Consider the following 12395-nt stretch of genomic DNA (forward strand, 5'->3'; position numbering starts at 1 on the left):
TCCTTCCGCCTGCGCCCGGGCATGGCGGGCCCTGCACGGCGGACCCTGCACGGCCCGGCCGCGCCAAACGGCCACCATGTCCTGATCTGTGAGGAAAGGTGAAGGGCAAGGGCGCGTGACCTCGCCGCCCTGTGATGCGCGGCGTGAGACGCGCGGGGGGAGGGGCGCGGCCCCTCCCCTCCGGCTTCAGCGCCGGATGGCGGCGTGCCCGGCGAAGCAGGCCATGTCCAGGATCTGGTTGACGCTGCTGCCCATGTTGATGATCTGCACCGGCTGCGAGAGCCCCACCATCAGCGGCCCGATGGTGGTGGCGCTGGTCAGGTGCGGCACCGCCTTGGTCAGGATGTGGGCGGCGTGCAGCCCGGGCATCACCAGCACATTGGCCGGGCCGGCGAGGCGGCAGAACGGGTAGAGCGCCCGCAGCTGCGGGTTCAGCGCCACGTCGGCCGCCATCTCGCCATCGTACTCGAAGTCGGTCTCCTGCGCGTCCAGCAGCTTCACCGCCTCGCGCACCGGGCCGGTGATGGTGCCGCCCGGGTCGCCGAAGGTGGAGAAGGACAGGAACGCCACGCGCGGCTCCAGCCCCAGCTTGCGCGCCTCGGCGGCCGACTGGCGGGCGATGGAGGCGAGCGTCGCCGCATCGGGGCGCTCATGGATGGCGGTGTCGGCCACCAGCACGGTGCCGGCGCGGCGGGAGAGCATCAGCGTCAGGCCGAACAGCACCGTCTCCGGCGCCGGGTCGATGACGTTCGTCACCCCCTCCAGCGTGGCGGAGGTGGAGCGGGTGATGCCGGAGACCATGGCATCGGCGTCGCCCATCGCCACCATGCAGGCGGCGAAGGTGTTGCGGTCCTGGTTCACCAGGCGCTGGCAGTCGCGGAACAGGAAGCCCTGGCGCTGGCGGCGCTGGTAGAGGAACTCGGCATAGCGCGTGTTGCTGTCCGAGAGGCGGGCGTTGTGGATCTCGATGCCCTCGGGCAGCGGGATGCCGAGCGCCGCCACCGTGGCCATCACCCGGTCCTCGCGCCCGACCAGCACCGGCGTGCCGTAGCCGGCGTTGCGGAAGGCGATGGCGGCGCGGATGACCTTCTCCTCCTCGCCCTCCGCGAACACGACCTTCTGCGGGTTGGCGCGCAGCCGCTCGGTGATGGCCTCCAGCGCGTTGGCGCCGGCGTCGAGCCGGCCGCTCAGGCTGCGGGCGTAGCGCTTGAGGTCGGGCAGCGGCTTGCGCGCCACGCCGGATTCCATCGCCGCCTTCGCCACGGCGGGGGAGACGCGGGCGATCAGCCGCGGGTCGAAGGCGTGCGGGATGATGTAGTTGGGGCCGAAGCGCAGGCCGGAGCCGCCGCCGGCGCCCGCCACCTCCTCCGGCACGTCCTCGCGCGCCAGCATGGCCAGCGCCTCGGCCGCCGCGATCTTCATCGGGTCGTTGATGGTGCTGGCCCGCACGTCCAGCGCGCCGCGGAAGATGAAGGGGAAGCCCAGGACGTTGTTCACCTGGTTCGGGTAGTCCGAGCGCCCGGTGGCGATGATGACGTCCTCCCGCACCGCCCGCGCCTCGTCCGGCGTGATCTCGGGGTCGGGGTTGGCCATGGCGAAGATGATCGGGTTGGGCGCCATGGCGCGCACCATGTCGGCCGTCACGGCGCCCTTGACGGAGAGGCCGAAGAAGGCGTCCGCCCCCTCCAGCGCCTGGGAGAGGGTGCGGCGGTCGGTGGTGACGGCGTGGGCCGACTTCCACTGGTTCATCCCCTCCGTGCGGCCGCGCCAGAGCACGCCCTTGGTGTCGCACATCAGGATGTTCTCGGGCCGCATGCCCATGGCCTTCACCAGCTCGGCGCAGGCGATGGCGGCCGAGCCGGCGCCGTTGATGACGAGCTTCGTCTCGGACAGCGCGCGCCCGGTCAGGTGGCAGGCATTGATGAGGCCGGCGGCGGCGACGATGGCGGTGCCGTGCTGGTCGTCATGGAACACCGGGATGTCCATCAGCTCGCGCAGGCGCTGCTCGATGACGAAGCATTCCGGCGCCTTGATGTCCTCCAGGTTGATGCCGCCGAAGGAGGGGCCGAGGTAGCGCACGGCGTTGACGAAGGCGTCCACATCCTCGGTGTCGATGCAGAGGTCGATGGAATCGACATCGGCGAAGCGCTTGAACAGCGCGGCCTTGCCCTCCATCACCGGCTTGCCGGCCAGCGCGCCGAGGTTGCCGAGCCCCAGCACGGCGGTGCCGTTGGAGATGACGGCCACCATGTTGCCCTTGGCCGTGTAGTCGTAGGCGAGGGAGGGGTCGCGGTGGATGTGCAGGCAGGGCTCGGCCACGCCGGGGGAATAGGCCAGGCTGAGGTCGCGCGCCGTGGTCAGCGGCTTGGTCAGCCGGATCTCCAGCTTGCCCGGCTTGCCCTCGGCGTGCAGGGCCAGCGCCTCCTCGGCGGTGATGCGGGCGGTGCGCGTGTCGCCCACCGGCAGCTTCTTCGTGTCGTCCATCGCTCTCGCGGGCTCCCGTGCTTCCCCCCCTTTATGTCGGCGCAGAGCGATACGCGAAAGGCAGGCGCTTCGCAGGTGCGGCATGGAAGGTGCCGCACCATTCTAGCATCGCGGCCTTAGCGGGCGGTTAACCGCCGCGCCTCAGGCACGCCGCACGCTCCACGGATAGGGCGCGGTGCCCTCCAGGATGCCGGTGAGGCTGGAGCGGAAGGCGGTGCGCAGCGTGAACTGGCCGAGCGGCACGGTGGCCACCTCCTCCAGCCCGAGCCGCCCCAGCGCCTGCGCGGCCTTGCGCTGCGCCGCCGGGTCCGTGGCGTAGAGCCATTCCTGGGTCAGCGCCTCGGCGCGCTCGCTCTTCCACCAGCCGAACCAGCCATCCTCCCCCTGGCCGCGGATCAGCGGCGACATGGCGGGGTTGCCGTAGAAGGTGGCGGGGCCGGTGGTGTGGAAGATGCTCCAGCCGCCCTTCTCCACCGGCTCGCGCGAGCTGCGCCGCTGGATCACGGTGCCCCAGTCGGTTTCCGCCAGCTCCACGTTCATGCCGATGCGGCGCAGCGCGTCCGCCGTCACCTGGCCGAGCGGGCCGATGTCGGGGAAGTCGGTCGGGTTGATGATCACCGCCTTCTGGTCGGCGTAGCCGGCTTCCTTCAGCATGGCGCGGGCGCGGTCCAGGTCGCCCGGCATCAGGTCGGCATGGTCCTGGTAATAGGGGGTGCGCTTGGGCCAGATGCTGCGCGTGTCGGTCCAGGCGGAGCTGTCATCCCCCTGGGAGGCGCGCATGTAGTTCTCCTGGATGACGGAGGCGAGCACGGCGCGGCGCAGCCTCACATCGTCGAAGGGCGGCTGCAGGCAGTTCAGCCGCGCCAGCGCCAGGCGGCCGGCCTTGTCCGTCACTTCGCGGCGGATCTGCCGGTTGCGCGCCAGCATCGGCTGCAGGTCGGCCAGCGGGCGCTCCCACCAATCCACCTCGCCATTCATCAGCGCGCCGGCGGCGGTGGCCGCGTCGGGGATGATGTGCCACTCGATGCGCCGGAAATGCGCCACCTTGGCCCCCGCCGCCCAATCCGGGGCCTCCTGGCGTGGCACGTAGCCGTCGAACTTCTCATAGGCCACGCGGCTGCCGGAATTGAACTCGCCGGCCAGGAAGCGGTAGGGGCCGGAGCCCACCATCTCGGTGATGGCCTTGCTGGCATCGGTCTGCGCCAGCCGCTCGGGCATGATGAAGGCGGCGCTGGTGTCCTTGCCCAGCGCGCTGAGCAGCAGCGGGAAGGCGCGGTCCAGCCGGATCTCGAAGGTGCGGTCGTCCACCACGCGCCATTCGCGCGTGACCCGGGCGAGAAGCTGGCCGAAGGGGTCGCGCACCGCCCAGCGCTTCAGGCTGGCCACGCAGTCCCGCGCCCGCACCGGCTCGCCATCGTGGAACTTCAGCCCCTCGCGCAGGCGGATGCGCCAGAGCTTGCCGTCCTCCAGCACCTCGTGGCCCTCGGCCATCTGCGGCTGGGGCTCCTGCGCCGCGTTCAGCGCGTAGAGCGTGTCGAACACGTAGTAGCCGTGGTTGCCGGTGACGGTGGCGGTGGTCCAGATCGGGTCCAGCGCCGTCAGGTTGGCCTGCGGCACGAAGCGCATCGTGCTGGCGCGGCTGTCCTGGCCGAGGGCCGGCGCGGCGAGGCCGCCGCCCAGCAGGGCCGTGGCGGCGCCACTCTTCAACAGGGTCCGGCGATGCATGGGCGTTCCTCCTTCGGCTTGACGCGGCGCGCAGGGTGCCGGCGGGGGCGGCACGCGGCAACCCCGCCGCCGCTCTGGACCCGCGCGCCCGCCCCGCCCTAGGAAGAGGCGCATGAACGCCGCCGCCCCCCTCGCCGCCCTCCCCTCCGCCGAGGGCGCCACCCCCGCCATGGCCCAGTGGTTCGCCGCCAAGCAGGCGCACCCGGAGGCGCTGGTGTTCTTCCGCATGGGCGATTTCTTCGAGCTGTTCTTCGACGACGCGCAGCGCGCCGGGGAGGCACTGGGCCTGGCCGTCTCCCACCGCGGCGAGCATCGCGGCCAGCCGATCCCGATGGCCGGCGTGCCGGTGCACGCGCTGGAGAACTACCTGGCGCGGCTGATCCGGCATGGCTTCCGCGTCGCCATCTGCGAGCAGCGGGAGACGCCGGAGCAGGCCAAGGCCCGCAAGGCGCCGACCATCCGGCGCGAGGTGGTCCGCCTCGTCACCCCCGGCACGCTGACCGAGGAGGCGCTGCTGGAGGGCGGCCGCGCCGCCTGGCTGCTGGCGCTGGCGCGCGAGGAGGGGGAGCTGGCCGCTGCCTGGGCCGACCTCTCCACCGGCGCCTTCGCCTGCGAGGCGCTGCCCGTGGCGGAGCTTCCCGCCCTGCTGGCGCGGCTCGACCCGGCCGAGATCGTGCTGCCCGAGGATCTCGACGCGCTGCCCGCCCTGGCCGCCTGGGCCGAACGCCTCAGCCACCGCCCGGCGGCGCGCGACCCGGCGCGGCAGGTGGCGGAATTCTATGGCGTGGCGGCGCTGGAGGGCTTCGGCGGCTTCGGCGAGGCCGAGGTGGCGGCCTGCGCGCTGGTGCTGGACTATCTCCGCGCCACCCAGGGCGAGGCGGCGCCGCGCCTGCGCCCGCCGGAGCCGCAGGGCGGGCGCGAGGTGCTGCGGATGGACGCCGCCACCCGCCGCAGCCTGGAGATCCTGAAGAGCGAGCGCGGCGAGACGCGCAACTGCCTGGCCGCGGCGGTGGACCGCACCCTGACCGCCCCCGGCTGCCGCGAGCTGGCCGAGCGCCTCGCCGCGCCGCTGACCGACGCCGCCGCCATCGGCGCCCGGCACGATTCGGTGGCCACCCTGCTGGCCGACATGCCGCTGCGCGAGGCGCTGCGCGGCGCCGTGCGCGGCGCGCCGGACATGGCGCGCGCCCTGGCCCGGCAGGCGCTGGACCGCTTCGCCCCGCGCGATCTCGCCGCGCTGCGCGATGGCCTCGCCCGCGCCGAGGCCATGGCCGACGCGCTGGAGCGGCCCGGCATCCCCGCGCTGCTGGCGGCGGCGCGCGCGGCGCTCCGCCCGGAGGGCTCGCCCCGCGCCGAGCTGGCCCGCGCCCTCTGCCCCGAGCTGCCCGCCCGGCTGGAGGACGGCAACATCGTCGCCCCCGGCTACGATGGCGAGCTGGACGCGCTGAAGCGGCTGCGCGACGACGCGCGCGGCGCCATCGCCGCCATGCAGATGCGCCTGGCCCAGGATTGGGGCGTGGCCAGCCTGAAGATCCGCCACCACCAGCAATTCGGCTTCCTGGCCGAGATGCCCGCCGCCGCCGGCGAGAAGCTGCTGCGCGACCCGCCCGCCGCGCTGCGCGAAGGCCCCTATGCGCCGATGCACCGGCAGACCATGGCCAATGCCCACCGCTTCACCTGCGCCGCGCTGGCCGAGCTGGACCGCAAGCTCGCGGCGGCCGGCGAGCAGGCGGCGCGGCGCGAGGCGGCGGTGGTGCGGCACCTGCGCGCCCTCTGCCTGGAGGCCGCCCGCCCGATCGACGCCGCCGCCGCCGCCCTGGCCGAGATCGACATCCATGCCGGCGCCGCCGAGCTGGCGGCGGGCGGCGCCTGGTGCCGGCCCGAGCTGGTGGAGCGGCCCGAATTCCGCATCCGCCAGGGCCGCCACCCGGTGGTGGAGGCGGCGCTGGCCCGGCAGCGCGGGAGCAGCGCCTTCGTGCCGAACGATGCCGACCTCTCCCCCGGCCGCCGCCTCTGCCTGCTGACGGGGCCGAACATGGCCGGCAAGTCCACCTTCCTGCGGCAGAACGCGCTGATGGTGGTGCTGGCCCAGGCCGGGCTGTTCGTGCCGGCCGAATCCGCCCGCCTCGGGCTGGTGGACCGGCTGTTCTCCCGCGTCGGCGCCGCCGACGACATCGCCGGCGGCCGCTCCACCTTCATGGTGGAGATGACCGAGACGGCGGCCATCCTGAACCAGGCGACATCCCGCTCCCTCGTGGTGCTGGACGAGGTGGGGCGCGGCACCGCCACCTGGGACGGGCTCGCCATCGCCTGGAGCGTGCTGGAGGCGCTGCACGACCGCATCCGGGCGCGGGCCATCTTCGCCACGCATTTCCACGAGCTGACGGCGCTGGCGCCGAAGCTGCCCGAATTGCAGCTCGCCACCATGCAGGTGCGCGAGCACCGCGGCGAGGTGGTGTTCCAGCACCTCGTCGGGCCCGGCGCCGCCGAGAAATCCTGGGGGCTGCACGTGGCGCGGCTGGCCGGGGTGCCGCGCGCCGTGGTGGCGCGCGCCGGCGCCGTGCTGGCGGCGCTGGAGGCGCTGGCCGCCGAGCTGGAGCCGCTGGCCGAGGAGATGCCGCTCTTCGGCCAGGTGGCGGAGCGCGATACCGCCCCGCCCGCCCCCGCTTCCCCTGCCGGGGTGTCGGAGGGCCCGCTGCACGCGGCGCTGGCGGAGATCGACCCCGATGCCCTCACTCCGCGCGCGGCGCTGGAAGCCCTCTACCGGCTGAAGCAGATGGCCGCCGCCCTGCCAGGGTAGGGCGGCATCCACGGCGGCAACATTGCGGGAAAATTTGCTGCGAAGCGGCAAAGTCGCCACCCTGCGCGCTCACGAAGCTGTTGCGGGAACGCCGGGCGCGATAACATGCTTCAAATGAGAAGCTTCGGCGCCCTGCCAGACGCGTTTGCCGCCCCCTCCGGCTCCTCCGCCGGAAAGCCGCGGCCGCTGCCCGATATCGTTCTCGACCTGATCCCCCGCCCCGGCGAGCCGGTGACGCGGGAGGCGGCGCTGCTGCTGCTGCGGCGGCAGCTCGGGCGCATCCAGTCGCGCGTGCAGGAGGCGTTCGAGGCGCACGCCCTCTCCGGCCTCACCGCCGCGCGGATGCTGGGCGAGCTGACGGACGGGCTGATCTACGCCATCCACGCCTACACCCTGGCCCAGGTGGCGCCCGAGCAGGGGGAGCCCGGCGCCAACCCCTTCGCCACCACCACCGAGCCGCCCTTCGTGCTGGCCGCCACCGGCGGCTACGGGCGCGGCGTGCTGGGGCCGTATTCCGACATCGACCTGCTGTTCCTGTCCGACCGGCCGCTCGGGCCGCGCGGGCGGCGGGCGGTGGAGTTCATGCTCTACCTGCTGTGGGACCTCGGCCTGAAGGTGGGCCACGCCACCCGCAGCATCCATGAATGCCTGGAGGATGCGCGGGCCGACGCCACCATCCAGACCGCCCTGCTCGACGGCCGCTTCCTGGCCGGCGACGCGGCGGTGTTCGCCCACTTCGAGGAGGCTTTCGCCCAGGCCCGGCAGGATTGGGGCATCGGCCAGTTCCTCGCCGCCAAGCGGGCCGAGCGCACCGCCCGCCACAAGCGCTATGGCGACAGCCCCTACCTGGTGGAGCCGCACCTGAAGGAAGGGCGCGGGGGCCTGCGCGACATCCAGACCATGTACTGGCTGGCCCGCTACGCCTTCGGCGTGAAGCGGATGCCGGAGCTGGTGGGCGCCGACAGCCCCGGCGGCGGCCTGCTGACGGCGCGCGAGGCGCGCGCCTTCAAGCGCGCCTGGGACTTCCTCTGGACGGTGCGCTTCCACCTCCACTACGTCACCGGCCGCGCCGAGGAGCGCCTGACCTTCGACCTGCAGCCCGTCGTCGGCGCCCGCATGGGCTATACGCGGCACGGCAAGCAGGACGGGGTGGAGCGCTTCATGAAGCACCTCTTCCTCACCGCGCGGGACGTGGTGCGCCTCTCCCGCCTGCTGGAACCGGCGATCGAGCGCGCCTCGCTCGGCCTGCCGGCGGTGAGCAAGCCCTCCGACGCGGCGCTGACCGCCGCGGGCGTCGCGGTGGCCGACGGCAAGCTGCTCTTCGCCCCCGACCGGGTGGTGGAGGAGGAGCCCGCCATCATGCTGCGGCTGGTGCGCGCGGCGCGCGACCGGGGGATGGAGCTGCACCCGCTGGCGCACCGGGCGCTGATCCGCGCCGCCCACCGCGCCCAGGCGCTGCGCGGCGACGCCGAGGCCAACACCCTGTTCCTCGACCTGCTGGCGGGCCGCGATTCGGCGCGCTGGATCCGGGTGCTGAACGAGGTGGGCTTCCTCTCCCGCTTCATCCCGGACTGGGCGCGCATCGTCGGGCTGATGCAGTTCGACACCTACCATGTGTTCACCGTGGAGGAGCACACGATCGAGGCGATCGCCGTGCTCAACCAGCTGGAGCAGGGCGAGCTCGGCGAGGCCGCGCCGGTGGCGAGCGAGCTGGTGGGGCAGGTGCATTCCCGCCGCGCCCTCTATGTGGCGGTGCTGCTGCACGACATCGCCAAGGGCCGCGGCGGCGACCATTCCGAGATCGGCGCCGGGCTGGCGCTGGAGATCTGCCCCCGCCTCGGCCTGACGCCGGAGGAGACGGAGACCGTCTCCTGGCTGGTGCTGAACCACCTCCTCGTCAGCCAGACCGCCTTCAAGCGCGACATCGACGACCCCAAGACCATCCTCGACATCGCCGAGGTGGTGCAGTCGCCCGAGCGGCTGCGGCTGCTGCTGGTGCTGACGGTGGCCGACATGCGCGCGGTGGGCCCCAAGGTGTGGAACGGCTGGAAGGCCACGCTGCTGCGCGAGCTGTACTGGCGCGTGGCCGAGGTGCTGGCCGGCGGCCTCTCCGTGCCGGAGCGGGACGTGCGCGTGGCCCGCGCCAAGCAGGCCGCCGCCGCCATGCTGGAGGACCAGCCGAAGGAGGTGGTGGAGCGCTTCCTCTCCCTCGGCTACCCCGGCTACTGGCTCTCCTTCGACCCGGAGAGCCATGCCCGCCACGCCGGCATGATCCGCGAGGCGGAGGCCACCGGCGCGCCGCTCTCCGTCTGCACCCGGGTGCTGGAGGCGCGGGCGGTGACGGAGGTCACGGTCTACTGCTCCGACCATCCCGGGCTGTTCAGCCGCATCGCCGGCGCGCTGGCGGTGGCCGGCGCCACCATCGTCGATGCCCGCATCCACACCATGACCAACGGCATGGCGCTGGACACGCTCTGGGTGCAGGACGCGCAGGGCGGGGCGTTCGACGCCTCGCACAAGCTGGCCCGCCTCTCGGTGCTGATCGAGCAGGCGCTCTCCGGCCGGCTCAACCTGGTGCAGGAGATCCGCAAGGTGCGGCGGGAGCCGGCGCGGCTGCGCGCCGTGCAGGTGCCCGGGCGCGTGGTGATCGACAACTTCGCCAGCAACACCCACACCGTCATCGAGCTGAACGGGCGCGACCGGCCCGGCCTGCTGCACGACGTCACCGCCGCCATCTCCGAGCAGGGGCTGCAGATCGCCTCCGCCCACATCACCACTTACGGCGTGCGGGCGGTGGACGTGTTCTACGTGAAGGACGTGTTCGGGCTGAAGATCGAGAACGAGCGCAAGCTCGCCTCGCTGCGCGCGGCGCTGCTGGCCGCGCTGGGCGGGCCGGGGGACGAGGCGGGGGCGGATTAAGGCGTTCTTTTTTGGAAAAAAGAACCAAAAAACTTTTGTTCGTTGGCGGCGCGCCGGCTGATGGCATGACGCCAGACTGACAAAGTCTTTTTGCTTCTTTTTCTTCAGAAAAAGAAGAATCTTCCTGGGAGAAACAGCCGTGCACATCACCTCTCCGGCCTTCAAGGAGAATGCCGCCCGCGCCCTGGGTGATGCGCGGCTGCAGAAGGCGCTCTCGCGCACCGGCTCGCACGCCAAGCGGGCGCGGGCCGTGGCCGCCCTGCCCGAGTTCGAGCGGCTGCGCGACACGGGGCGGGACATCAAGAACCACACCCTGGCCAATCTCGACTTCTACCTGGAGGCCTATGCGGCGCAGGTGGAGGCGGCGGGCGGCCATGTGCACTGGTGCGCCACCGCCGACGAGGCGCGCGCCGCCGTGCTGGAGATCTGCCGCAAGGCGCAGGCCCGCACCGTCACCAAGGGCAAGTCGATGATCTCCGAGGAGCTCGGGATCAACGACCACCTGGAGGCGCATGGCATCCGCCCCGTCGAGACCGACCTCGGCGAGTACATCCTGCAGCTGCGGCGGGAGCCGCCCTCCCACATCATCGGCCCCGCCTTCCACCTCAACCGGGAGGACTGGGAGGAGAGCTTCCGCCGCAGCCACACCGACCTGCCGGCGGACCGCGTCTTCCATGAGCGGCGGGACATCCTGGCCGAGGCCCGCACCCGGCTGCGCGAGGCCTTCCTCGCCGCCGATGTCGGCATCACCGGCGCCAACTTCCTCATCGCCGAGACCGGCTCCTCCGTCATCGTGACGAACGAGGGCAATGGCGACCTGACGCAGACCCTGCCGCGCGTGCATGTGGTGCTGGCCAGCATCGAGAAGGTGGTGCCGACGCTGGAGGACTGCACCAGCCTGCTGCGGCTGCTGGCGCGCTCCGCCACGGGGCAGGATTTCTCCGTCTACACCACCTTCTCCACCGGCGCCCGCCGCCCGGCCGACCTCGACGGGCCGGAGGAATACCATGTGGTGCTGGTGGACAATGGCCGCTCCGCCATGGTCGGCACCGAGTTCCAGGAGATGCTGCGCTGCATCCGCTGCGCCGCCTGCATGAACCACTGCCCGGTCTATGGCGCCACCGGCGGGCATGCCTATGGCTGGGTCTATCCCGGCCCGATGGGCAGCGTGCTCACCCCCTCGCTGGTCGGCGTGGACAAGGCGGCGCACCTGCCCAACGCCTCCTCCTTCTGCGGCCGGTGCGAGAGCGTCTGCCCGGTGAAGATCCCGCTGCCCAAGATGATGCGCCACTGGCGGGAGCGGGAGTTCGAGCGCCACCTGACCCCGGCCACGCAGCGCCGGGCGCTGGGGCTGTGGGCCTGGTTCGCCCGGCGGCCCGGCGCCTACCGGCTGGCCGCGCGGCTCGGCCTCGGCGCACTGGGGCTGCTGGCGCGCGGGCGGGGCGCCTTCACCTGGCTGCCCGGTGCCGGCGGCTGGACGAAGGGGCGCGACCTGCCGGCGCCCGAGCCGGGCGGCACCTTCATGGACCGCTACGCCCGCCAGAAGCGGGGGGCCGGCCGGTGAGCCGCGAAGCCATCCTCGGTTCCATCCGCCGCGGCCTCAAGCGCGGCGCGCTGCCGGAGGACCAGCAGGCGATGTTGCGCGGCCGCATGGCCCAGCACCCGCGCCACCTCATCCCCGCCCGTTCCCGCCTGCCGCACCCGGAGCAGGTGGCGCTGTTCATCGCGCGGGTGGAGGCCGAGTTCGGCACGGTGGAGCGGGTGCCCGAGGCCGCGCAGGTGCCGCAGGCGGTGGCCGACTACCTCGCCGGGCAGAACCTGCCGCCGCGCCTCGCCATGGCGCCGCACCCGGCGCTGCTGGCCCTGCCCTGGGAGAGCCTGCCGCTGCTCTCGGTGGAGGCGCGCCGCGCCGAGGGCAGCGACCAGGTCGCGCTCCAGCACGGCTTCGTCGGCATCGCCGAGACGGGCACGCTGATGCTGCCTTCCGCGCCCGAACGCCCGACCACGCTGAACCTGCTGGCCGAGACGGCCATCGTGGTGCTGCGCAGCGCCGACATCGTCGGCGCCTATGAGGAGGCGTGGGACCGACTGCGCGAGATGGGCCCGCTGCCGCGCAACGTGATGCTGGTGACCGGCCCCTCGCGCAGCGCCGACATCGAGCAGACGCTGGAGCTGGGCGCGCATGGCCCCCGCCGCCTGCATGTCATCCTGGTGGACGGCTAGGGCCGGCTTCACTAATGGAGGGCGCCGGGTGAAACGCCGGCGCCCCGCCGGGTTTCTGCCAGGGGTTCCAGGGGCCGCATCCCCTGGCCCTTTTCCCTCGATCGCCCATCTAGGACCGCAATGCCCCGCCGTGGCCGAACCCTCACCCCGGAAGAGCGCGCCATGTGGCGCGCCTACGCGGCCGCGGTGAAGCCCCTGCCGGGCCATGCCCTGCCGCCGCTGCCGGCCGCGCCGGTGGCGGCGC

The 12395-nt window shown here is 73.0% G+C and carries 6 protein-coding genes; 4 read left to right on the forward strand and 2 right to left on the reverse strand.

Annotated elements, in window-relative coordinates:
• Nucleotides 1-186 precede the first annotated feature (186 nt).
• A complete protein-coding gene (locus ACFOY6_RS18345; RefSeq protein ID WP_109518791.1) occupies nucleotides 187-2484 on the reverse strand; it encodes an NADP-dependent malic enzyme in 2298 nt (765 codons plus the stop codon).
• A 141-nt stretch (nucleotides 2485-2625) separates the two neighbouring features.
• The gene (locus tag ACFOY6_RS18350; protein ID WP_379651874.1) at nucleotides 2626-4209 is read right to left on the reverse strand and encodes an ABC transporter substrate-binding protein; all 1584 of its coding nucleotides are present in this window, start codon (nucleotides 4207-4209) and stop codon (nucleotides 2626-2628) included.
• Nucleotides 4210-4321: 112 nt separating this feature from the next.
• Between ACFOY6_RS18350 and mutS the strand changes: the two genes are divergently transcribed.
• The 4 genes from mutS (at nucleotide 4322) to ACFOY6_RS18370 (ending at nucleotide 12151) form a co-directional block, all read left to right on the forward strand.
• Nucleotides 4322-7009, forward strand: coding sequence for a DNA mismatch repair protein MutS (gene mutS, locus ACFOY6_RS18355; protein ID WP_379651875.1), 2688 nt, complete (start codon nucleotides 4322-4324; stop codon nucleotides 7007-7009).
• Nucleotides 7010-7123: 114 nt separating this feature from the next.
• Complete coding sequence (locus tag ACFOY6_RS18360; protein ID WP_379651878.1) at nucleotides 7124-9928, forward strand: [protein-PII] uridylyltransferase; 2805 nt, start codon at nucleotides 7124-7126, stop codon at nucleotides 9926-9928.
• 139 nt (nucleotides 9929-10067) lie between these two features.
• Nucleotides 10068-11492: a lactate utilization protein B gene (locus ACFOY6_RS18365; RefSeq protein ID WP_379651876.1), complete on the forward strand. Its 1425-nt coding sequence runs from the start codon at nucleotides 10068-10070 to the stop codon at nucleotides 11490-11492.
• The gene (locus ACFOY6_RS18370; protein WP_379651877.1) at nucleotides 11489-12151 is read left to right on the forward strand and encodes a LutC/YkgG family protein; all 663 of its coding nucleotides are present in this window, start codon (nucleotides 11489-11491) and stop codon (nucleotides 12149-12151) included. Before ACFOY6_RS18365 ends, ACFOY6_RS18370 begins: the two co-directional genes overlap by 4 nt.
• Nucleotides 12152-12395: the final 244 nt, after the last annotated feature.

The organism is Teichococcus aestuarii (assembly GCF_042651065.1).
GTDB lineage: Bacteria > Pseudomonadota > Alphaproteobacteria > Acetobacterales > Acetobacteraceae > Pseudoroseomonas > Pseudoroseomonas aestuarii.

Excerpts from the sequence above, each read along its gene's own strand:
- ACFOY6_RS18345 (WP_109518791.1), bottom strand. The coding sequence starts at position 2,484 with ATGGACGACACGAAGAAGCTGCCGGTGGGCGACACGCGCACCGCCCGC.
- ACFOY6_RS18350 (WP_379651874.1), bottom strand. The coding sequence starts at position 4,209 with ATGCATCGCCGGACCCTGTTGAAGAGTGGCGCCGCCACGGCCCTGCTG.
- mutS (WP_379651875.1), top strand. The coding sequence starts at position 4,322 with ATGAACGCCGCCGCCCCCCTCGCCGCCCTCCCCTCCGCCGAGGGCGCC.
- ACFOY6_RS18360 (WP_379651878.1), top strand. The coding sequence starts at position 7,124 with ATGAGAAGCTTCGGCGCCCTGCCAGACGCGTTTGCCGCCCCCTCCGGC.